General features: G+C 61.3%; 22 protein-coding genes and 3 tRNA genes. 12 read left to right on the plus strand and 13 right to left on the minus strand.

What is annotated here, in order from left to right; translation table 11 throughout:
- Positions 1–14: 14 nt before the first annotated feature.
- The 3 genes from NCR39_RS03320 to NCR39_RS03330 are packed head-to-tail and all read left to right on the plus strand — an operon-like array spanning position 15 to position 1,265.
- Positions 15–347 (plus strand): hypothetical protein, encoded by a 333-nt coding sequence (locus NCR39_RS03320; RefSeq protein ID WP_250450695.1) that lies wholly within the window; start codon positions 15–17, stop codon positions 345–347.
- A gap of 3 nt (positions 348–350) precedes the next feature.
- Entirely contained in the window at positions 351–674 is a 324-nt protein-coding gene (locus tag NCR39_RS03325) for a hypothetical protein (RefSeq protein WP_250450697.1), read from the plus strand.
- A gap of 9 nt (positions 675–683) precedes the next feature.
- Complete coding sequence (locus NCR39_RS03330; protein ID WP_250450699.1) at positions 684–1,265, plus strand: hypothetical protein; 582 nt, start codon at positions 684–686, stop codon at positions 1,263–1,265.
- A gap of 549 nt (positions 1,266–1,814) precedes the next feature.
- Here the strand turns inward: NCR39_RS03330 and NCR39_RS03335 are convergent.
- Entirely contained in the window at positions 1,815–2,498 is a 684-nt protein-coding gene (locus NCR39_RS03335) for a DUF4145 domain-containing protein (RefSeq protein WP_250450701.1), read from the minus strand.
- Between the two features lie 238 nt (positions 2,499–2,736).
- On the opposite strand from NCR39_RS03335, the gene NCR39_RS03340 reads away from it, so the two are divergent.
- Positions 2,737–3,159 (plus strand): hypothetical protein, encoded by a 423-nt coding sequence (locus NCR39_RS03340; RefSeq protein WP_250450703.1) that lies wholly within the window; start codon positions 2,737–2,739, stop codon positions 3,157–3,159.
- Positions 3,160–3,162: 3 nt separating this feature from the next.
- A complete protein-coding gene (locus tag NCR39_RS03345; protein ID WP_250450705.1) occupies positions 3,163–3,753 on the plus strand; it encodes a recombinase family protein in 591 nt (196 codons plus the stop codon).
- 245 nt (positions 3,754–3,998) lie between these two features.
- Here the strand turns inward: NCR39_RS03345 and NCR39_RS03350 are convergent, their stop codons facing one another.
- The 8 genes from NCR39_RS03350 to rph all read right to left on the minus strand — a co-directional run bounded on the left by NCR39_RS03350 (position 3,999) and on the right by rph (position 10,395).
- Complete coding sequence (locus tag NCR39_RS03350; protein ID WP_250450707.1) at positions 3,999–4,649, minus strand: hypothetical protein; 651 nt, start codon at positions 4,647–4,649, stop codon at positions 3,999–4,001.
- Between the two features lie 32 nt (positions 4,650–4,681).
- Positions 4,682–4,954 carry a helix-turn-helix transcriptional regulator gene (locus NCR39_RS03355; protein WP_250450708.1) on the minus strand — a complete coding sequence of 91 codons (273 nt, stop codon included), beginning with the start codon at positions 4,952–4,954 and terminating at the stop codon, positions 4,682–4,684.
- Positions 4,955–5,042: 88 nt separating this feature from the next.
- Complete coding sequence (locus tag NCR39_RS03360) at positions 5,043–6,287, minus strand: tyrosine-type recombinase/integrase (protein WP_250450709.1); 1,245 nt, start codon at positions 6,285–6,287, stop codon at positions 5,043–5,045.
- 164 nt (positions 6,288–6,451) lie between these two features.
- Positions 6,452–6,541, minus strand: a tRNA-Ser gene (locus tag NCR39_RS03365).
- A 45-nt stretch (positions 6,542–6,586) separates the two neighbouring features.
- Positions 6,587–7,795, minus strand: coding sequence for an MFS transporter (locus NCR39_RS03370; RefSeq protein WP_250451451.1), 1,209 nt, complete (start codon positions 7,793–7,795; stop codon positions 6,587–6,589).
- Positions 7,796–7,806: 11 nt separating this feature from the next.
- On the minus strand, positions 7,807–9,030 hold the full coding sequence (gene hemW, locus NCR39_RS03375; RefSeq protein ID WP_250450710.1) for a radical SAM family heme chaperone HemW: 1,224 nt from the start codon (positions 9,028–9,030) through the stop codon (positions 7,807–7,809).
- Complete coding sequence (rdgB, locus tag NCR39_RS03380) at positions 9,027–9,626, minus strand: RdgB/HAM1 family non-canonical purine NTP pyrophosphatase (protein ID WP_250451452.1); 600 nt, start codon at positions 9,624–9,626, stop codon at positions 9,027–9,029. The genes hemW and rdgB overlap by 4 nt, the downstream gene beginning before the upstream one ends.
- A 10-nt stretch (positions 9,627–9,636) precedes the next feature.
- Positions 9,637–10,395 (minus strand): ribonuclease PH, encoded by a 759-nt coding sequence (rph, locus tag NCR39_RS03385; protein WP_250450711.1) that lies wholly within the window; start codon positions 10,393–10,395, stop codon positions 9,637–9,639.
- Between the two features lie 269 nt (positions 10,396–10,664).
- Here rph and NCR39_RS03390 point away from each other — a divergent pair, with 269 nt between their 5' ends.
- The 5 genes from NCR39_RS03390 (at position 10,665) to NCR39_RS03410 (ending at position 15,596) form a co-directional block, all read left to right on the plus strand.
- Positions 10,665–11,609 (plus strand): YicC/YloC family endoribonuclease, encoded by a 945-nt coding sequence (locus NCR39_RS03390; protein WP_250450712.1) that lies wholly within the window; start codon positions 10,665–10,667, stop codon positions 11,607–11,609.
- Between the two features lie 9 nt (positions 11,610–11,618).
- Complete coding sequence (gene gmk / locus NCR39_RS03395) at positions 11,619–12,293, plus strand: guanylate kinase (protein ID WP_250450713.1); 675 nt, start codon at positions 11,619–11,621, stop codon at positions 12,291–12,293.
- A 69-nt stretch (positions 12,294–12,362) separates the two neighbouring features.
- A complete protein-coding gene (gene rpoZ, locus NCR39_RS03400) occupies positions 12,363–12,566 on the plus strand; it encodes a DNA-directed RNA polymerase subunit omega (protein ID WP_006025620.1) in 204 nt (67 codons plus the stop codon).
- 77 nt (positions 12,567–12,643) lie between these two features.
- A complete protein-coding gene (locus NCR39_RS03405; RefSeq protein WP_040051831.1) occupies positions 12,644–15,040 on the plus strand; it encodes a RelA/SpoT family protein in 2,397 nt (798 codons plus the stop codon).
- A 64-nt stretch (positions 15,041–15,104) separates the two neighbouring features.
- Positions 15,105–15,596: a phage protein NinX family protein gene (locus tag NCR39_RS03410; protein WP_250450714.1), complete on the plus strand. Its 492-nt coding sequence runs from the start codon at positions 15,105–15,107 to the stop codon at positions 15,594–15,596.
- Positions 15,597–15,666: 70 nt separating this feature from the next.
- Here the strand turns inward: NCR39_RS03410 and NCR39_RS03415 are convergent.
- A tRNA-Arg gene (locus NCR39_RS03415) sits at positions 15,667–15,743 on the minus strand.
- An 87-nt stretch (positions 15,744–15,830) separates the two neighbouring features.
- A tRNA-Arg gene (locus tag NCR39_RS03420) sits at positions 15,831–15,907 on the minus strand.
- A gap of 160 nt (positions 15,908–16,067) precedes the next feature.
- Between NCR39_RS03420 and greB the strand changes: the two genes are divergently transcribed.
- Positions 16,068–16,619: a transcription elongation factor GreB gene (gene greB / locus NCR39_RS03425; RefSeq protein ID WP_250450716.1), complete on the plus strand. Its 552-nt coding sequence runs from the start codon at positions 16,068–16,070 to the stop codon at positions 16,617–16,619.
- A 76-nt stretch (positions 16,620–16,695) separates the two neighbouring features.
- Here the strand turns inward: greB and NCR39_RS03430 are convergent, their stop codons facing one another.
- A complete protein-coding gene (locus tag NCR39_RS03430; RefSeq protein ID WP_250450718.1) occupies positions 16,696–17,850 on the minus strand; it encodes a porin in 1,155 nt (384 codons plus the stop codon).
- A gap of 528 nt (positions 17,851–18,378) precedes the next feature.
- A complete protein-coding gene (locus tag NCR39_RS03435; RefSeq protein WP_502800172.1) occupies positions 18,379–18,561 on the minus strand; it encodes a hypothetical protein in 183 nt (60 codons plus the stop codon).
- A 728-nt stretch (positions 18,562–19,289) separates the two neighbouring features.
- Here NCR39_RS03435 and NCR39_RS03440 point away from each other — a divergent pair.
- Complete coding sequence (locus NCR39_RS03440) at positions 19,290–20,435, plus strand: exonuclease domain-containing protein (RefSeq protein ID WP_250450720.1); 1,146 nt, start codon at positions 19,290–19,292, stop codon at positions 20,433–20,435.
- The last annotated feature ends 10 nt before the right edge of the window (positions 20,436–20,445 follow it).

Raw genomic sequence — 20,445 nt, forward strand, 5'->3', positions numbered from 1 at the left:
CTTTGGAGCACTAAATGACCACTATCATCGTAACCACAGACGCACCGTATCCCCCGCAACGCCTTGCCATCGGTCCCGACCGTTTGGGAGCCGGTGAATTCCCGGTGAGCGGCACTATCTCTCACATTCACTGCGCGGGTGCTATCGACGCCACGATTTACGACGCTAGTGGCCAAGTGCTGGGCGTCTATCAGCGGACGCCGCCGCGCCTTACCGGTGCGAATGCGCCGCAGCCCTTTGACGTAGACGTGAACCTTGCATACTCAGGCGGGGCTGCCGTCATCGAGCAACGCAGTACCAGCGCCATCACGCTTACGCTCACTGACGTTACCGGCGTCGCGGAGTAAGCCATGAGCACCGCGACCCTGCATCGACTCGCTGGCCCTCGCTTTGCAGGGTCTAGCCTCCACGGCTTTGAAGCCCTGCCGTGTGCTGACGTGCTCGCCCTCATGGAAGCCCATGCCCGCGCCTGTGCTGAGTACCGCGAGGCCACGCGGGGCGCGTGCTACGCCCACGTTTCCCTTGCCAGCGAGGGCGGGGCCGTCGCCATCACGTATTTGCACGGCGAAAACTTTTATTTCTGGCGGGGCCAAGCCGTGACGCGTCGCCAGTGCATGGCGGCCATCGCCGTGGCCAAGCTGGTGGCGTGCAATCAATTGCACTGGGAGGACTGAGTGGAGCGCATGCACTTGCTCACGCAGCGCCCCATGATTTTTGAGGGTCAGCCCAGCCAGTGCTGGCGCGGTGATGCTCTGCCCTACGTAGAGCGCCCGCGACAAGCCGTTAAGCCCGAAGGCGGGCCGCCCCGTGAGTTGGCGAAGGTGACGCCCTTCAAGCTGGAGCACGTGCGCGAACTCCTGAGCCGGGGCTTTTACGCCAGCGCTATTGCCGCCGACGCCTGTCTTTCACTCGCCGTTGTCGAATACATTGGGCGTCACCCTGAATTCATTGCTACGGCAGCGCGTAAAGAGCCGGAACCGCCGAAGCCAGCGGTGAGGAGAGGACGCCCGCGCACGTCTGCGAAGCGAGCGGCAGCCGCAGCCATGAGCACGGCGGCAGCACCGGCGTTGCAATCAATTGCAACGGCTACGCTTGCAATCGCATCACTTGCCACTGCTGCCGTCACTCGATCAGCCAGGAACGCGCCAGCGCCCAAACCCGCTGTTTTCAAGGCGGTAGCGCCTCAGAACGTGCGCGCCCCCAAACTCAAGACGCTGGCGCTGGCCCTTGGCAACGTGGAGGTATCCGAGTGGAGCCGCGTGTGAGTCGTCACCGCTTGTGCGCGACGTGCGGCGTCCTCAAACCCCTGCGTGACTTCGGCACCGGCAGAGAGGCGCGCACGTGTTCAGGATGCAGCTTGCGTGACTATGTGCGATGGGCGGCAGCATCGGCGCTTACGACACGACGCTACGGGCAGCGCTAAGTCGCTGGCAACACTCGCGCAAAAGCTAGCCTAAGGTCGCTTTCTATCCTACAAAGGGCCAGAAACGGCCTTCCCATTAACAGAAACGATTGCGCGACGCTGGCGGCAAGTCTCAGTCGGGAGCCAATGGGTTCGTTGGCTTCCATCAAGTCGGCTAGCTCAGAAATGTCGGCGATGAGCTTGCGCGCTCCCGCGTCATCGACTTCGTTGAGCCGTCTCGCAATTGCGGACGCAATCACATGGTAGTCGTTCGCTTCCACGTCGTTTCCTTAGCCTACCTCGTCGTTGCCGGGGTTTTGCTCCCTCTTGGCGTCCGACATTATGCGGCAATCGCCATTCCCAATCGGTGCCGAGTACCGCATTGGGCGGCACCGCCTGCAATCAATTGCAATTAGGTAGTCTCTTCGTCTTGCTGGCGGTCTTCGTCCGGCGTGCGGCCCTTTTCCCTAAGCACGGCAAGAATCGACTCGCGGTCATCGTAGAAGTCCTCTAGGATGCGCTGCGCGTAGTAATGCGCCAACTCAACGTCTTCCGCTGTGAGCGCCGTCCATTCGTCGTGCAGCACGTCATTTCCGAGCACGCGCAACTCGTCATGCGCACGTTTCTGACGCGCGGCGTTAATGACGCCGTCAGCCGCAGCCAAGTCGATCTGTTGCTCCAGCGTTGTTCCCTTCTTTGCCTTGTAGCCGTTAGCCCGCAGCGTTTTGTCCAAAACCGAGCGGAACATGGCGGCCGCAGCACGGTAACAACTAGCTTCGAGACAGCGCTCCCCCTCCCGGTACTCTGCCTTAATGCCATCGGGCACATCGTCAGGTAGCCGCAAACGCTCCTTAGCCTCCGGATAGAAGTTGGCCAACCCCATGTTGGTACCGTGTCGAAAAGCAAAAATCGCTAAGGCACCCGCACCACAATTCTGGCAGCGCGCAAGCCGGAAGTCGTGTCTGTCCGAATTCCGGTCATACACAACGCCGCCCCAATTGGTTTGACCCGGATCAAGCACTTCGAAGCCGGTCTGCGCGCCGTCGCAATAAATGCAACGCGCCAGAACGTTGCCTTGTTTGTTCGTCTTCGCCACGTTTCCCCCCTGTTTTTGCGCATTGTGCGTGAATGGTCAGCGCAAAGCCATCGTCTCTCCTTATTGCGCCGCAGCAAAGTCCGGAAACGTTCGTTAGCGCACGCATCGCGAGAGAAGCTTCGCAATGGGTACGGAAAACAGCTTGTTGAACTTTAGTACACGTACTATAGTGACGCTACGGTTTCAGACGCATCCACGCCGACGAACCTACCTAACCACTTATCCCATGGAGGGGATCATGGCAGCGAAGAAAACAGTTAAGAGCAAGCCAGCCGTCAAGAAGGCAACAGGGCGCAAAACACGGGCGGTTGAGACGACCATGCCCACTGAAAATAGCAACAGCATTTCAGAGTTCACTTCGAAGCTCGACAGTATGACCGCCGCAGAGGCGCTGGAATTGTTGCGCGGCGGGCGTCCGCCACTGTCTGAGTCCGAAATATCAGGCGCTGCAGAAGAGGACTTCATTCGTAGACTCGGTGTGGCAATGCTCGAAATGCTTTCACCCGAGCAAACAAGGGAACTTCGGCGGGCTTTTGACCAAGTATCGGACGCGGCAGAAGCGGCCGATGAGGCTGCGAGGAAGGCGGGCGAAGTGTTGAGCGATTTTGATATGGAAGCCGCCGATGTGGAAGCTCTCGAACGCGTGCTTAGCGGAGGTTAAGTCATGAGCCGCACCTTCATCTACGCCCGCGTCAGCACCGCCGAGCAAACGCCCGCCAATCAGGTGCAGGAAATAGAGGCGGCGGGCTTCAAAGTCGATAAAAAGCGCATCGTTACCGAGACGATCAGCGGTAGCACGCCCGCCAGCGAGCGCCCCGGCTTTCAGAAGTTGTTGGAGCGCATTGAAGAGGGCGACGTGCTGATTGTGACCAAACTCGACAGGTTAGGCCGCAACGCCATGGACGTGCGCGCCACCGTGGAGAACCTAGCCAAGATGGGCGTGCGCGTGCATTGCCTCGCCCTAGGCGGTGCCGACCTCACCAGCGCGGCGGGCAAGATGACCATGGGTGTGCTTACCGCCGTGGCCGAATTTGAGCGTGACTTGCTGATTGAGCGCACGCAAGCCGGGTTGCGGCGCGCGAAGTCCGAGGGCAAGAAGCTAGGGCGTCCCGCCGCTCTTAGCGACGCCCAAAAGAAGCAAGTAATCGAGCGCCTAGACGCGGGGGAAACCGTCTACGCCGTGGCGAAGAGCCTAGACGTGGCGCGACAGGTAGTGATGCGCGTGCGTGACGCCCACCGCGCCCAGTGCAATTGATTGCAGCGCCCCGGAAGGCCGCTGAGGGTTTACCAGTGCGGCGGCGCGGGTTTACAGTGCGCGCGCCCACATTTGCACAGAAATTTGGCGCTTGTATACCCCGGCGCGTTTCCCTATTCTCCTCCTTGCCCGCTACAAAACCACAGACTACGGGGGTAGGGCACGCGGGGCCATTAAGACGACTATAAAATTACGGTATCCTAACTACGACAAGGGCGGCATAGACCGCCCTTCTTTTTGTGCAATCAATTGCAACGGCTAGACGGCCACGCATCTATCATTGAAATCAACGCTGCAATGTTTCCGACGACCAGTGCATCTTGTTCCTTCAACTGTACTGCATAGCCTATTAGACTTCTCCGCAAGGCAATGACTCTAGGCTTTTCCAACCAGTCGTTGCCATCAAGCGCCATCGAGTTGAGTTGCCCGAGCATCCCATTATTCAATTGATAGGAAGCGATCAACCCCTTAGCCTGCGCATATGCCGTAACAATCATGCGCCGCAAATCGGCATCAGGGATTTTTCCGACTTGGGCGCTGGCGTTGTTGTAAAACGTAAATGCGGCTTCGGACGTCGCGGGAAAGATAAACGCGAAAAAATCACCGTCAGCCACCGCCAAAAGGCGCTTCCGCGTATGTTCGTAATTCTGCAACGTAACTTGCAACTCTTCTCTCACAGCCGCGACGAACGCCCGCACCTCCCGCCATTCCGTTTCCTTGTCTTGTTCATGTTGCCGATGCAACACCCAAATCGCGGCCAGAATAGCGCCGATTGAGCCAATTGCTTGGACCCACGCCGCTAGGTCTTGGGAAGTAAGGCTAAAGCGGAAACACAGCGCCGCCAGCGTTACGAACACCAACGCGCAAAGTGGAATAAGCCAGCCGTCCCGTTTCATCGTTCCCCCGAAAGTATCGGGACGAGATGCTATCACGGGGCAGCGTCGTTGCAATCAATTGCAGTGCCGCCCTCAAGCAGCTTCAAGATGGTGGAATGCTTCCAGTAGCGAATCCGCCCCTCAACGTAATCCGGCGGCGGATATTTTCCAGTGGCGATGCCCTTGTACAGCCACGTGCGCCCAATACGCAGAATGGCTTGCACGTCATCGGCACGCAGCCTGCCCGGCAATGTTAAATCGACGCGGGGAGGAGACGGGCGCTTCTCGGCGGCAACAGGTTTGCCCGATACGTATTTGATAGTCATGGCGGCACCTTATTTTAGTGTGCCATCCATGGCGAATTGAACAGTAACGATCACTTACGGTTAACTACGTCCACATAATGCGCTGCAATCAATTGCCAGTCAAACCGTTTTGAACGGCTAAACCATTGGCTGCAAGATGATCCGCCCACCATCGCATCATCTCTGTACGGTGACTGAGGTATTTTGCCCGGTTATATGCGGCTGCAACTTGATTTGCCGGTACGTGCGCTAGTTGGCGTTCAATCCAATCCGATTCAAACTTGTTGGATTCATGCAACGCCGTGGACGCCACCGCGCGAAAACCGTGGCCCGTCATCTTGCCGCGATAACCGAGTCGATAGAGGGCAAACAACAGCGTGTTATTCGATATGGGCTTGGCAGGATTGCGACCGGGCAAAATCCAATCACTATCTCCCGCCAGCACCTTCAATTGTTGAAACAGTGCCACGGCTTGCGGGGCCAGCGGCACCATATGGTCTTTCTTCGCTTTCATGCGCGTGCCCGGAATGATCCACATGCCACCCTCGCTAGGGTTCTCAGGTAGCGTGAATTCATCCCACGTCGCGCCGATCAATTCGGATGTGCGCACGAATGTGAGTGCAAGTAATTGCAGCGCGATGCGGGTTTGCTTGTCGCCCTCACACGGTGGCAAATCATAGGTGCTGATATCGGCCAGCAGCTTGGGCAATGCTTTGTCTTTGACCGCCGCTTGGTTCTCCTTCACGTGCGGGGTTAGAGCGCCACGTAAATCCGCCGTATGGTCACGCGTACCGCGTCCGGTGGCGATGCCATATCTGAGCACTTGCCCGACCACGCCCATTACGCGATGCGCTAAGTCAGTGGCCCCGCGTGCTTCGATCTTGCGTACCGCTGCAAGAATCTCAGGCGGGTTCAGATCAGCGATAGGGCGGGAGCCAATCAACGGGTAGATGTTCCGCTCAAGGCGGCGTTTGACGTCTAGGGCGTGACTGGCCGCCCATGAGCCAACTTGCTTGCCGTACCACTCATTACCTACGGCCTCAAACGTGTTGGCGGCATTGAGCGCCGCCGCGACCTTTTCTGCCTTGCGTTCAATGCCGGGGTCTAGGCCGTCTTGTAGTTGCTTGTGCATTTCGGCACGCCGAGCACGCGCGGCACTCAGCCCGATCTTGGGATAGACGCCGAGGCTCAGACTCTTTTCCTTGCCGCCTACCCAGTAGCGCATGCGCCAGTACTTGGTGCCATCGGCATAGACCCACAGGTATAGGCCATCGCCATCCGAGAGCTTGCGAATGGACTTGCCTTGAGCCGTGGCGTTCTTGATTTGGAGCGTGGAAAGCAGATCAGTAGCCATCGTGGTAACCCCCCGCGTGAGCTTTTAAGCTACCACGGTTCTTACCACGGTCAAACTGTGCATCTAGGTGAGCGAGAGTGAACGTTAGTGTACGTTCGGAAGGGCGTAGAGCCTTATGTGGCGGGGGTTTCAGGCCATTGATAGCCTTGTTTTGGTGGGTCGGGTGGCGGAGGCGGTGAGATTCGAACTCACGGAAGGATCGCTCCTTCGCCGGTTTTCAAGACCGGTGCCTTAAACCGCTCGGCCACACCTCCAGCAAGGCGCGTATTGTAGCGCAACTCATCGGCGGGGAGGAGCGCTCAGCCTTCCAGCGTGCGCGTCGCCTTCAGCGCGGGGAACAGCCGCATCCACAGGAACGCGACCGCGATCGTGCCGATGCCGCCGATCAGCACCGCCGGCACCGCGCCGAACAGTCCCGCCGTCATCCCCGATTCGAATTCGCCCAGCTGATTCGACGTCCCGATGAAAAGCGAATTGATCGCGCCGACGCGTCCGCGCATGTCATCCGGCGTCTGCAACTGCACGAGCGACATCCGCACGACGACGCTGATCACATCCGATGCGCCCAGCGCCGCCAGCGCGATCAGCGAGACATAGAGATTGCGCGAAAGCCCGAACACGATCGTCGCGATGCCGAACGCGATCACGCCGCCGAAGAGCGCCGTGCCCGCGCGCTGCCGCAGCGGAAAATGCGCGAGCCAGATGGATCCGGCGAGCGCGCCCACGGCCGGCGCCGCGCGCAACACGCCGAGACCCCACGGACCCGTGTGCAGGATGTCGCGCGCGAACACGGGCAACAGCGCGGTCGCGCCGCCGAGCAGCACCGCGAAAAGATCGAGCGACAACGCGCCGAGAATCACCGGCTTGCTGCGAATGAAGCCGATGCCGCTGAACAACGCTTCGACCGACAACGGCGCGCGCATGCGCACGGCTTCGTCGATATGGATCGCCGCCACCGCGCACGCCGCGACGAGAAACGCGGCCGTCACCGCGCCGTACACCGTCAACGCGCCGAGGCTGTAGAGCAGGCCGCCCATCGCGGGACCGAGAATCTGCGCGGTCTGATTGGCCGATGTCGACCACGCGCTCGCATGCTGCAACTGATTGCGCGCGACGAGATTCGGCAGGAGCGCCGCCATCGACGGGGATTCGAACGCGCGCGCCGCGCCCGTGATGGTCGCGATCGCGTAGATCGGGCCGACGTGATTCCAGCCGCGCCACGCGCCGAAACACAGCATGAGCGCCGCGATGCCCTCGATCGTCTGACAGACATACGCGATCGTGCGCCGGTCGTATCGATCCGCGACGTGACCGACGACCAGCGTCAGCACGAACATCGGCACGAACTGCGCGAGGCCGACGAGACCGAGCGCGAACGCGCTGTGCGTGATCGAATAGACCTGCCATCCGATCGCCACCGACATCATCTGAAACGCCACCGACGACATCACCCGCGCGCTCCAGAAAAGCGCGAACGGGCGATGCCGCATCACCGAGCCAGGCGCCATCGTCGGCGCGCTCAACTTTGCGGGTCCTTCAAGAAGAGTTCCTGGAGATCGTTCAGAAAGCGCTGGCCGAGTTCCGTCGGCGCGATGCGTTCGAAATCGCGCGTGATGAGTCCGCGCTTCTCGGCTTCGACGAGCGCGGGTTCGATCGCGGACATCGCAAGCCCCGTGCGCTCGATGAACGCATGCACCGGAAAGCCCTCGACGAGCCGCAGCGTGTTCAGCATGAATTCGAACGGCAGATCGCGCGGGCCGACTTCGCGCTCTTCCTGAATGGCGCTTTCGGTCGGCGACAACGCCTGATCCATGTACGTCGACGGATGCTTGAAGCGCGCCTGCCGCAGAATCTTCGACGGAAACGACAGCTTCGTATGCGCGCCCGCGCCGATGCCGAGATAGTCGCCGAAGCGCCAGTAGTTCAGGTTGTGCCGGCTCTGCCGATGCGGCTTCGCATACGCCGACACCTCATACCGCTCGTAGCCCGCATCGCGCGTGCGTTCGTGTATCCAGTCCTGCATGTCGGCGGAGGCGTCGTCGTCGGGGAGCGCGGGCGGATACTTCGCGAAGAGCGTATTCGGCTCCATGGTCAGGTGATACAGCGACAGATGCGGCGGCGCGAACGCAATCGCCGTCTCGATATCGTGCCGGCATTCGTCGAGCGTCTGCTGCGGCAACGCGAACATCAGGTCGAGATTGAAGTTGTCGAAGTGCTTCGCCGCGATTTCGACCGCGCGCCGCGCCTGACTCGCATCGTGAATACGCCCGAGCGCCTTCAGATGCGCCTCGTTGAAACTCTGAATGCCGATCGACAATCGGTTCACGCCGCTCGCGCGGAACGACGCGAACTTCGCGGCTTCGAACGTGCCGGGATTCGCTTCGAGCGTGATTTCGGCGTCGGCGTCGATCGGCAGCAGCGCGCGTGCATCGGACAGGAGACGGTCCAGCCCCTTCGCCGACAGCAACGAAGGCGTGCCGCCGCCGATGAAGATCGTATGCACCTGACGTCCCCACACGAGCGGCAATGCGCTTTCGAGATCGGCGCGCAAGGCATCGAGATAACGCTCTTCGGGGAACGTATCGTCCTTCGATTCGTGCGAGTTGAAGTCGCAATACGGGCACTTGCGCACGCACCACGGAAAATGCACGTACAGCGAAAGCGGCGGCAGCGACGTCAGCCGGATGCTGCCCGGCGACGTGAATGCCTGCACGACGTTGATGGTTTTCAGTCCGGCCTTCACGCGAGTTCCTTCAGCCGTTGCAGCAGGTCACGAAGCGCGAGCGCGCGATGACTCAGCGCGTTCTTGCGCGCGGGATCGAGTTCGGCGGCGGTCGCGTTCAGCGCCGGCAGGAAGAAGTGCGGGTCGTAGCCGAAGCCGTTCGCGCCGCGCGGGGCGTCGATCACTTCGCCATGCCAGCGGCCTTCCGCGATGAGCGGTTCAGGATCGTTCGCATGCCGCACGAGCACGAGCACGCAGAAGTAATACGCGCGGCGATCCGCTTCGTCCGCGAGATCCGCGACGAGCCGCGCGTTGTTGGCGGCATCGCTTTTTTCGCCGCCGTTCATCATCGCGTAGCGCGCCGAATAGACGCCGGGCGCGCCGTTGAGCGCGCGCACGCAGAGGCCGGAATCGTCGGCGAGCGCGGGCAGGCCGGTCAGCGCCGACGCATGCCGCGCCTTCGCCAGCGCGTTTTCGACGAACGTCGCGTGCGGCTCTTCCGCTTCCGGCACGCCGAGTTCGCCCTGCGCGATCAGTTCGATGCCCGCGGCTTCCAGCAGCGATGCGAATTCGCGCAGCTTGCCCGCGTTGTTCGACGCGAGCACCACGCGCTTCATGCCATTCAGGTCAGACACCTTCAATCTCCAGCGCCGCCTTTTGCTTCGCGATCAGCGCCTTGATGCCGCTGTCCGCGAGGGCCAGCAGCGCGTTCATTTCCTCGCGCGAGAACGGCGCGCCTTCCGCCGTGCCCTGCACTTCGACGAAGCCGCCCGCGCCCGTCATCACGACGTTCATGTCGGTATCGCATTGCGAGTCTTCTTCGTAGTCGAGATCGAGCACCGGCGATCCATCGAAGATGCCGACCGAAATCGCCGCGACGAAGTCCTTCACCGGAGATTTCGCGATGCGTCCGGCAGCGAGCAGCTTGCTCACCGCGTCGTGCGCGGCGACGAACGCGCCCGTGATGCTCGCCGTGCGCGTGCCGCCGTCGGCCTGGATCACGTCGCAATCGATATGCAGCGTGCGCGGGCCGAGCGCGTTCAGGTCGAACACCGAGCGCAGCGCGCGGCCGATCAGCCGCTGAATTTCCTGCGTGCGGCCGGTCTGCTTGCCGCGCGCGGCTTCGCGGTCGCTGCGCGTGTGCGTCGCGCGCGGCAGCATGCCGTATTCCGCGGTGAGCCAGCCTTGATCGCGCCCGGTGAGGAACGCCGGCACGCGCTCGGCGATGCTCGCCGTGCAGATCACCTTGGTATCGCCGAACTCCACGAGCACCGACCCTTCCGCGTGCTTCGTGTAATGCCGCGTGATGCGGACATCGCGCAACTGATTGTCGCGGCGGCCGCTCGGTCGCGGGATGGAAGGCTTGAGCAGGGGAGAGTCGGTCATGGCGAGGAAGAGTAGAGGAGGTCAGGCGCGCATTCCGGTTGCCGACGATCGCGCCGCGTGCAGCGATTTTATCGTCAAACAACCGCCCGCGTTGCGCGCGCGGCGTGCGCCGGAACGCCCCGCGCGGGCGGGCTGCGCGGCAAAAATGGGATAATGCCGGTTCATCGCCCGGCGGCACACACGCGTGCTCATCCCAATGCACCTTCCCACGCGCCGGGCGTTTCGTTGAACCGGCCTTCGCAACGAAGGCTCACATCGCGAGACGTACCATGATCTACAGCATGACAGGCTATGCCAGCGCGACGCGCGAAGTCGTCGCGGATGGCGCCGGACCCAATGGCGCGGGCGGTTCGGGCGTCGGTGTATCGGTGGAATTGCGCACGGTGAATTCGCGCTTTCTCGACCTGAATTTCCGCATGCCCGAAGACGTGCGCGCGACCGAACCGCAATTGCGCGAAATGCTGATGACGAAGCTCTCGCGCGGCAAGGTCGATATCCGCATCAACCTGAATCGCGTCGAGCAGACGGCCAACGCAGGCGCGCTGAACCGCGACGCGCTCACGCAGCTCGCCACGCTGGAGCGCGCCGTGCTGGACATTTTCCCCGACGCGGAACGCATGCGCACCGGCGAAATCCTGCGCTGGCCGGGCGTCCTCGCGGAAAGCTCGGTGTCGGCGGAAACGCTGCGCGAAGCCGTGCTCGCGTGCGGCAAGCAGGCCATCGCCGATCTCATCGAAGTGCGCGCGCGTGAAGGCGCGGCGCTCGGCAACGTGCTCATCAACAACGTGACGGAGATGGAAGCGATCGTCGCGCGCATCACGCCGCTCGTGCCGGAACTCATCGCGAAGCATCAGCAGAAGATCGTCGAGCGTTTGCAGGACGCGCTCGGCATCGCGACGTCCGATAACCCCGCGACCACCAGTGTGCCGCGCGAAGAGATTGCCGAGCGCATCCGCCAGGAAGTGACGATGTACGGCATTCGCATTGACATCGCCGAGGAATTGCAGCGCCTGACCGCGCATCTCGCCGAAACGCGCCACGTCTTGCAGAAGGGCGGCAAGGTCGGCAAGCGGCTCGACTTCATGATGCAGGAGCTTAATCGCGAAGCGAACACGCTCGGCTCGAAGGCGGCGGCGAAGGAACTCGCGGATGCATCGATGACGCTGAAGCTGCTCATCGAACAGATGCGCGAACAAGTACAGAATCTGGAGTAACGCTCGATCATGCCGCATACCACGCACCGCTCGCATAGCAACTATACGGGCGTCTATCCCGGCAACCTGTTCATGGTGGTCGCGCCGTCGGGCGCGGGCAAGTCCACGCTCGTGAACGCACTGCTCGCGCAGGACCCGGCCATTCGCCTGTCCGTGTCGTACACCACGCGCGATCCGCGTCCGGCGGAAACCGACGGCGTGCAGTATCACTTCGTTTCCGTCGATGACTTCATGGAGCGCCACGGCAAGGGCGAATTCCTCGAAAGCGCCGAAGTGCACGGCAACTACTACGCGACGTCGCGCCTGTGGATTGAAGACCAGATGAAGATGGGTCACGACGTGCTGCTCGAAATCGACTGGCAGGGCGCGCAGCAGGTGAAGAAGCAGTTTCGCAACGCGGTGGAGATTTTCATTCTGCCGCCGTCGCTGGATGCGCTCGAAGACCGCCTCAAGAAGCGCGGACAGGATTCCGAGAAAGTCATCGTGCGACGCCTGCTCGCGGCCGGCAGCGAGATGGCGCATGCATCGGAAGCGGAGTATGTCGTGATCAACGAGAACTTCGATCGCGCGCTCGCCGAACTGCAGTGCCTCGTCATGGCGACGCGCCTGCGCTTCACGTCGCAATACGCGCGCCATACGCAGCTCTTCGTCGACCTCGGCATTCATCCCTCGCACCCGCAATGAGGCGAGCGGTGGCCAAGCCGTATCGGTCACATAAGGTAGAATAAAACACATATTGAGAAGGAAACAAACATGGCCCGCATCACCGTTGAAGACTGCCTGAAACAAATTCCGAATCGCTTCGAGCTCGCGCTCGCAGCAACGTATCGCGCGCGTCAACTCGCGCAAGGTCACACGCCGAAAATCGAAAGCCGCGACAAGCCGACCGTCGTTGCACTGCGCGAAATCGCAGCGGGGCAGGTGGGCGTCGAAATGCTGAAGAAAGTGCCCGTCTAAGGGCTTCACACGTTTCATTTCCTGCAACCGGCGCAACCGATGCCCGAGCGGCGCGTCACACGAACACGGAGGCGAACATGAGTCAGACACCGTTGCCCGTCTCCGCGTCCGTGGAGCCCGACACCGAGATCGACCAGGACGCGCTTCTCGACGCCGACAAGCCGCACGCCGCGCGCAAGTACATCGATGCGGTCCTCGAACAGTCGTTCCGCCATCTGTTCGGGCCGACCGCCACGCCGGAGCAGCCGCGCAAGCACGACGTCGTTTCCATTGCGAATCTGACGAACGCGCTCGCGAGCTACATCACTCCGGAAGAGATCAAGGAAGTCAAGGCGGCGTTCCACTTCAGCGACGAAGCGCATCTCGGGCAGTATCGCCAGAGCGGCGAGCCGTACATCACGCATCCGGTCGCCGTCGCGGAAATCTGCGCGGGATGGAAGCTGGACGCGCAGTCGATCATGGCGGCGCTCCTGCACGACGTGATCGAAGACCAGGGCGTGACCAAGACCGAGATCGCGGAGCGCTTCGGCGCGAAGGTCGCGGAACTGGTCGATGGCTTGTCGAAGCTCGACAAGATGGAGTTTCGCAATCGTGAGGAAGCGCAGGCGGAAAACTTCCGCAAGATGCTGCTCGCGATGGCGCGCGATGTGCGCGTCATTCTCGTCAAGCTCGCGGACAGGCTGCACAACATGCGCACGCTCGGCGCGGTGCCGCCCGAAAAGCGGCGTCGCGTGGCGCGCGAAACGCTGGACATCTACGCGCCGATCGCGCATCGGCTCGGCCTGAACAACACGTATCGCGAGCTGCAGGATCTCTCCTTCGCGAACTTCAATCCGAACCGCTACGCCACGCTCGAAAAAGCGGTGAAGGCCGCGCGCGGCAATCGGCGGGAAGTTGTCGGCAAGATTCTGGAGGCGGTGCAGCGCACGATTGCAGATGCGAAGATTTGCGCCGAAGTCACCGGCCGCGAAAAGACCATCTACAGCATCTACAAGAAGATGCGCGACAAGCAGTTGTCGTTCTCGCAGGTGCTCGACGTGTACGGCTTTCGCGTGGTCGTCGAGAGCGCGCTGGAATGCTATACGTGCATCGGCGCGCTGCACGCGCTCTACAAGCCGGTGCCGGGCAAGTTCAAGGACTACATCGCGATTCCGAAGGTCAACGGCTATCAGTCGTTGCACACCACGCTCGTCGGACCGTTCGGCGCGCCGATCGAGTTTCAGATTCGCACGCGCAAGATGCATGAAATCGCCGAGGCGGGCGTCGCGGCGCACTGGCTGTACAAGAACGGCGGCGCGGATCTCAACGATGTGCAGAAGCGCGCGCATCAGTGGTTGAAATCGCTGCTCGACATTCAAAGCGAAGCCGGCGATTCGAGCGAATTCCTCGAGCACGTCAAGATCGATCTGTTCCCGGACGCGGTCTACGTGTTCACGCCGAAATCGAAGATCATGCCGCTGCCGCGCGGCGCGACCGCGCTCGACTTCGCATATTCCATCCACAGCGACCTCGGCAACCAGTGCGTCGCGGTGAAGATCAACAACGAGCTTCTGCCGCTGCGCACGGAGCTGAAGAGCGGCGATATCGTCGAAGTGATCACCGCGCCGTATTCGAAGCCGAATCCCGCGTGGCTCGGTTTCGTGCGCACCGGCAAGGCGCGTTCGGCCATCCGTCATTATCTGAAGACGATGCGCCTGAACGAGTCCGTCCAGCTCGGCGAGCGGCTCGTCGATCAGAGTCTCAAGGGCTACGGCCTCGCGCTGTCCGAAGTCACGCCGGAAGTGTGGGAAAAGCTCGTGCAGTGGACGGGCAACAAGACGCGCCAGGAAATTTTCGCGGATATCGGCCTCGGCCGTCGCGTGGCGGCGGTCATGGCGAAGCGCATCGAAGTGTTGATGAACGGCATCGCCGATGACGAGGATCACCCGCATCGCGAGCATCACAGCACGAATACCGCGCCGCCGGTGGTCATCACCGGCACGGAAGGCATGTCGGTGCAACTGTCGCCGTGCTGCCGCCCGATTCCCGGCGACGACATCATGGGCTACATCGGCATCGGGCTCGGCATGGCGATTCACACCACCGAGTGCCGCGTCGCGCAACGCATTCACCGGCGCGATCCGGGCCGCTGGATCGACGTCGCGTGGGCGCCGCAGCCGGGCCGTCTCTTCGACGTCGCCGTGAAGGTGCTCGTGAGGAACACCAAGGGCGTGTTCGCGCGCGTCGCGGCGGATATCACGTCGGCCGACGCGAATATCGTGCATATCGCGATGGACGAGGACGTGTCGCAGGAAGCCAAACTTCTGCGCTTCGTGATCCAGGTCAGCGACCGCGTGCATCTCGCCAATGTGATGCGCCGCGTGCGCACCAATCCGGACGTGATGCGCATCGCGCGCGAGCGTCCGAGCGACGAGCCGCATCATCGCAATCAGGACGGCGGCATGCGCATCGAACGGGAACGCGCCGACTACTGAGCGGCGCGGGAACGCGGCGTGCATGCTTTTCGTCAATAGACCGAAAGCATCGGAGAGCGCCGCAATGAACACATCGAATCTGGAAGGCGCCACGCTCGACTACTGGGTCGCGCGCGGGCTCCACGACTTCATCAGGGAAATTCACTTCACCGACAGCGGAGAGACGCTCTCCATTCGCGGCAACGACCGCGGGAAGGCCTGGGACGGGCGCTTTCTGCCGTCGACGTCGTGGGAGGCTGCGTCCGTCGTGCTGGAACGCGCGTGCCGGCTCGAAATGACGGATCTCGGCCGTGGCGAAGTGCAATGCACGGCGGTCTTCGGCAAGGACGGAGAGCCGGTGGAAGGGCGCGGGCCGTCGCTGCGAATCGCGTTGCTGCGCGCGTTCGTGCGGCATTCGTTCGGCGAAACTGTCGATGACGTCTATCTGCGGCATCCGCAGACGTTGCTTGGGACGCGATCCGAATCGATCTCGGAGCAGACCGCCGTTTCCGCGACAGGCGATGTTCCGGTGCCGGACGGACGCATCGGCGATGTCAGGTCGCCGCCGCGTCCGTGATGCCGAAACGCACGCAAATACGTAAGGGAAAAACAAAAAGGGCCTTCCGTATGGAAGGCCCTTCGAAAGATGGCGCGGCTGGCAGGATTCGAACCCACGACCCCTTGGTTCGTAGCCAAGTACTCTATCCAACTGAGCTACAGCCGCACGCAAAACGGTACTGCTATGTTACTTCAACGCGCTTGTGGTTAAGCGCTCGATGCTTTCGCTTGGAAGTGAAAACACCGGAATAAGTGGCGCGGCTGGCAGGATTCGAACCCACGACCCCTTGGTTCGTAGCCAAGTACTCTATCCAACTGAGCTACAGCCGCACGCAGAAGCGGAATTATAGCGAAGCAATTTTCAAAAAGGAAGGGCTTTTGGCCGAAAAATCGCGGACGCCCCCGAGATAGCTGCGACGCCGCGGTTCGCTCGGCGTGGTAAGTTGATGGTCTGAAACCAACAGCGGACACCCGAAAAGCGGTTTGCACCATGAACAAGGCATTTGTCAAAGAATCCGACGAGAGCGATGACGATCTCGAACTGAGCCACCCGGACGTTCCGGCGGGCACGAAGAACTACATCACGCCTGCGGGCCATCAGAGGCTGCGGGACGAGCTGCTGCAACTGCTCGATACCGAGCGTCCCGAAGTGGTCAAGCTCGTGTCGTGGGCGGCGTCCAACGGCGATCGCTCCGAAAATGGCGACTACATCTACGGCAAGCGGCGTCTGCGCGAAATCGACCGGCGCATCCGCTTCCTGACCAAGCGGCTCGATCTGGCGGAAGTGGTGGACGCGAGGAAGCAGGAGAACGTCGATCAGGTGTTCTTCGGCGCGACCGTCGATTATTCCGGCGACGATGGCATCGTGCATACGGTGACGATCGTGGGCGTCGATGAAGTCGATCTGGATCTCGGCCACGTGAGCTGGATCTCGCCGGTCGCGCGTGCGCTGCTGAAGGCGCGCATCGGCGATACGGTGCCGCTGCACACGCCTGCGGGCATCCAGCAGATCGACATTCTCGACGTGCGCTATCCGCGCTGACCGAAAGAGAAGGGCGCGGAACGAAAAAAAGCCGCTCCGAAGAGCGGCTTTTCTACAACTGTGCTGCAGGTAAGGCTTAGAAGCGGTGACGAACGCCAACCGTTGCCGAAACCTGGTTTTCCGTCGACGACACGCCAACGCCGTTGATCGTCGCGCCCAGGCCCGAATCGCCCGTGCCCGAAACGTGCTGGTACTCGCCTTGCAGGTACACGTCGGTACGCTTCGACAGCGCATATGCCGTTTGCAGGTCGACCTGGTGCCACTTCGGCGCCACGCCGTCGATGCGGCTGTTCGTGTACGTGTAGTTCGCTGCGAGCGACAGAGCCGGCGTCAGGTTGTAACGGCCGTTCACTTCGTAGTTCGTGAAGCGGACATGACCGTCCGACAGCGGTGCCGAAACGCCCGCCACTTGCGTGCCCGTCGGCGTGATGAACGTGGCGTTGTCCAGCATCGTCTGCGTGAACACGAAGCCGACCGTTGCCGGGCCGAATGCGTAGCTGATGCCGCCGCCGAAGATGCGCTGACGGCCTGCCGCGAACGGAGCGTCGCCCGCGACTGCGCCGCCGTTGTTCAGCGCCGTGCCTGCTGCGTTCGTCTGCGTGTTGTTCAGTTGCAGGTAAGCACCCGCGATGTTCAACGGACCGTAGTTATACGACACGCCCGCGCTGTACTCGCGGTTGTTCGAGAAGCCGCCCGCTGCGTTCGAGAAGCCGTACTGCGCGCCGAACTTCAGGCCAGCGTAGTTCGCGCTCGTGTACTTGACCGAGTTGTTGACGCGGAACGTGTTGTCGAGGTTGTCGTTGTCGAACGGGTGGGCGAACTGCGTGCCGCCGTATTGCGTGCCCGTCAGAGCCAGAGGCCCGAGGAAGTCGACCACGGAGTCGTATTGACGGCCGAGGGTGACGGCGCCGAACTGGTTGCTCGACAGACCGACGAATGCCTGACGGCCGAACTCACGACCGCCTTGGCCGTTCGTGCCGTTCATGATGTTGAAGCCGTTCTCCAACGTGAAGATCGCCTTCAGGCCGCCGCCGAGGTCCTCAGCGCCGCGCAGGCCCCAACGGCTACCGTTGACCGAGCCGCTCGTCGCCTTCCAGTTGCTGTGACCGTTCTGGTTGTTCGTGTAGGTGATGCCCGCGTCGATCAGGCCGTACAGCGTGACGCTGCTTTGTGCTTGAGCAGCGGTAGCGAAGACGCCCGTGAGGGCTGCGACGATGAGAGTCTTTTTCATCTTTGTAACTCCGAGAGCAGATTGGGCGTTAGGGACCCAGGCTTTGAGGAAACCTCCGTGCGACGCGCTGCGAGAGGCGCAGTCGAAGGGAGCAATGCGTCCGAAGGTGCGACACATTTGTTTCCGGACCAGACGAAGTGTAAAGACGGTGTTACAGACAGGGCATTCCACTTTCCGCAATAAATCATTCTCCGATCCGCAATGATCGAAAGACGGCTATTTTCCCTTTAAACACAATGATTTATCGGCGAATAAAGACGTAAGGGCTGGGGTGTCAACCAATTGGCGTTGCGGAAGTGCTACAGCGAATCCGGCGTTCTTCATCGAAGAAAGTGCGCGGAATCGATTGTTGAGATTATTGGAACAGCAGTTTGCGATTTTTGAGAGTAATGCCGCTTGGCGGTGTCGCTATACTGTCGGTTCTGCTTTCCGAAGCAGACTTTTTCGTTGACGGAAAAGATCTCCAAACTTTGTCAGCGCGACTTCCCGGTCGCGCTTTTTTTTTGCGCGTGCGTGGCGCATGCGCCGTCAGAGCGCCTCGGCCCTTGCTGGCTCTGGGTTTGCGGGGACGATGTCGTCGTCCAGCGGGCTCGCCCAGTCTTCCATTACATAATGGCGCGCATCCATCGGCGACGAAAGCAAGTTCTGCCAGTGGCCGCCGTGCCATGTGGAATCAATTTCCGCCGGCTGGCCGTCTTCGCTTGCCGACATAATCGACGGGGCAAACACCGACTTCAACCACGAGGCGATGCGTGTGAACGACTTCATCATCGGTCCTCCCGATTACATTCACGCAATAATGAACCTCCATCTTGCTTAATGTCGGAGAATCGGGCAAGACGAGGAAAACACTTACGTTCGTTACTAAAATCGATTGCTTGTGTCAGTGATATCGAGTGACAACGTGATTTTCCCGTATTAATGAGATAATAAATAAGTTGATCGAAAGACATTAATACGAGCCGAAAAGCGGTCTAACGAAATGCGCTGATTCGCTAGAAAAAGGCGCTTCAGCAGGAGTTGATGCGGCGGCTTTCGATTGCCCGAAGGTCGCAGCCGCGATCCCTTCCGCCCCGTGCCGAGCATGGCTCACAGCCTTGCGACGCGGGTCACGCGAAACTGCGGCGTCCTAACACACCGAAACTTGCGTCAATAAAAATCGTTGCATTGCCGTCGCGTTTGACACAATCGGGTTATCCGCAGTAGCCGGTTCGCTTCAAATGCGGTGCGAAATAAAGAATGGTGCGAGAGAGGCAATTCCGATTACCCGTAAATCGGTGTTACTACTAATTCGGCCTTTTCGAATCTTCACCCAAGTAATACATGCCGATGCAAGCGCGCCCTGTTTCACCGCCCGATGCGCAAACACGTCGTACGTTAGAATGGGCAACTCCGATCGCCTTGCGCGATGCTCAAATTCCCCGATTTCGCCGTCCAAGATGCGCCTCGATACGCTCCCCGATTTCGCTCTGCCTTCCGAACCGCTCGTCTTCGTCGATCTGGAAACGACCGGCGGCACGCTGGGCGTCGATCGAATCACGGAAATCGGCATCGTCGAGGCGGGGCCGCAGGGCGTGTCGCAATGGACGTCGCTCGTGAATCCCGGCAAGCCGATTCCGGCATTCATCCAGCAGTTGACCGGCATCGACGATTCCATGGTCCGCCACGCGCCGACCTTCGAGGAACTCGCGTCCGGCCTCCTCGAGCGGATGAACGGACGCCTTTTCGTCGCGCATAACGCGCACTTCGACCACGGCTTTCTGAAGGGCGAATTCAGGCGCATCGGCATGCGTTTTTCGCCGGACGTGCTTTGCACCGTTCAGCTTTCGCGCGCCATCTATCCATCGGAAACGCGGCACGGCCTCGATGCGCTCGTCGACCGTCATGCGCTCGTGCCTTCGGCGCGGCATCGTGCGCTCGCGGATGCCGATCTGCTGTGGCAGTTCTGGCAACACCTGCATCGCGCGCACGCGCCGGACGTTCTGCGCGCGCATGTCGAACGCGTCACGCGCCGGTTCCAGCTTGCCGCTCATATCGATGAAGACACGATCGAGCGCATTCCCGCCGGCTGCGGCGTCTATATGTTCTATGGCGATGACGACGCGCCGCTCTACGTCGGCCGCAGCGTACGGCTGCGTCAGCGGGTGCGGTCGCATCTGACGGGCCCGCGCCGGTCCGCGAAGGATCTGCGGCTCGCGGCGCTCGTGCGGCGTGTCGAATGGAAGGCGACGGGCGGCGAAATCGGCGCGATGCTTGCCGAAGCGCAGATGATCGCGACGATGCGTCCGACGCTCAACCGCCTCCCGAAGTCGCGTCCCGGCGATGCACGCGGTGCGCCGTGGCTGCATGCCGGCGCGATTGCGATCGAGGAGCGCGATGCGTCGACGGGCGAACGTGCGTGGCACGTCGTCGATAGATGGCAGTATCTCGGGACGACGGCATCGCTGGCCGAAGCGCGTGCGCTCCGGGCGCCCGGCAACGCGCAGGCATTCGATCTCGCGATCTATCGGATTCTCGGCGAGCGTCTCGCGCGTGGTTTGCCGATCACGCCGCTCACGCTCGATGTCCTCACGAACGCTCTCTGACGCGCCCGTC

It is taken from the genome of Caballeronia sp. ATUFL_M2_KS44 (genome assembly GCF_023630965.1).
Taxonomy (GTDB): domain Bacteria; phylum Pseudomonadota; class Gammaproteobacteria; order Burkholderiales; family Burkholderiaceae; genus Caballeronia; species Caballeronia concitans.

Excerpts from the sequence above, each read along its gene's own strand:
- NCR39_RS03370 (WP_250451451.1), bottom strand. The coding sequence starts at position 7,795 with ATGGCGCCTGGCTCGGTGATGCGGCATCGCCCGTTCGCGCTTTTCTGG.
- rpoZ (WP_006025620.1), top strand. The coding sequence starts at position 12,363 with ATGGCCCGCATCACCGTTGAAGACTGCCTGAAACAAATTCCGAATCGC.
- NCR39_RS03390 (WP_250450712.1), top strand. The coding sequence starts at position 10,665 with ATGATCTACAGCATGACAGGCTATGCCAGCGCGACGCGCGAAGTCGTC.
- NCR39_RS03355 (WP_250450708.1), bottom strand. The coding sequence starts at position 4,954 with ATGACTATCAAATACGTATCGGGCAAACCTGTTGCCGCCGAGAAGCGC.
- NCR39_RS03360 (WP_250450709.1), bottom strand. The coding sequence starts at position 6,287 with ATGGCTACTGATCTGCTTTCCACGCTCCAAATCAAGAACGCCACGGCT.
- rdgB (WP_250451452.1), bottom strand. The coding sequence starts at position 9,626 with ATGAAGCGCGTGGTGCTCGCGTCGAACAACGCGGGCAAGCTGCGCGAA.
- gmk (WP_250450713.1), top strand. The coding sequence starts at position 11,619 with ATGCCGCATACCACGCACCGCTCGCATAGCAACTATACGGGCGTCTAT.
- rph (WP_250450711.1), bottom strand. The coding sequence starts at position 10,395 with ATGACCGACTCTCCCCTGCTCAAGCCTTCCATCCCGCGACCGAGCGGC.
- NCR39_RS03330 (WP_250450699.1), top strand. The coding sequence starts at position 684 with ATGCACTTGCTCACGCAGCGCCCCATGATTTTTGAGGGTCAGCCCAGC.
- NCR39_RS03430 (WP_250450718.1), bottom strand. The coding sequence starts at position 17,850 with ATGAAAAAGACTCTCATCGTCGCAGCCCTCACGGGCGTCTTCGCTACC.
- NCR39_RS03410 (WP_250450714.1), top strand. The coding sequence starts at position 15,105 with ATGAACACATCGAATCTGGAAGGCGCCACGCTCGACTACTGGGTCGCG.
- NCR39_RS03440 (WP_250450720.1), top strand. The coding sequence starts at position 19,290 with ATGCGCCTCGATACGCTCCCCGATTTCGCTCTGCCTTCCGAACCGCTC.
- NCR39_RS03345 (WP_250450705.1), top strand. The coding sequence starts at position 3,163 with ATGAGCCGCACCTTCATCTACGCCCGCGTCAGCACCGCCGAGCAAACG.
- NCR39_RS03405 (WP_040051831.1), top strand. The coding sequence starts at position 12,644 with ATGAGTCAGACACCGTTGCCCGTCTCCGCGTCCGTGGAGCCCGACACC.
- NCR39_RS03325 (WP_250450697.1), top strand. The coding sequence starts at position 351 with ATGAGCACCGCGACCCTGCATCGACTCGCTGGCCCTCGCTTTGCAGGG.
- NCR39_RS03350 (WP_250450707.1), bottom strand. The coding sequence starts at position 4,649 with ATGAAACGGGACGGCTGGCTTATTCCACTTTGCGCGTTGGTGTTCGTA.
- greB (WP_250450716.1), top strand. The coding sequence starts at position 16,068 with ATGAACAAGGCATTTGTCAAAGAATCCGACGAGAGCGATGACGATCTC.
- NCR39_RS03435 (WP_502800172.1), bottom strand. The coding sequence starts at position 18,561 with ATGTCGGCAAGCGAAGACGGCCAGCCGGCGGAAATTGATTCCACATGG.
- NCR39_RS03340 (WP_250450703.1), top strand. The coding sequence starts at position 2,737 with ATGGCAGCGAAGAAAACAGTTAAGAGCAAGCCAGCCGTCAAGAAGGCA.
- NCR39_RS03320 (WP_250450695.1), top strand. The coding sequence starts at position 15 with ATGACCACTATCATCGTAACCACAGACGCACCGTATCCCCCGCAACGC.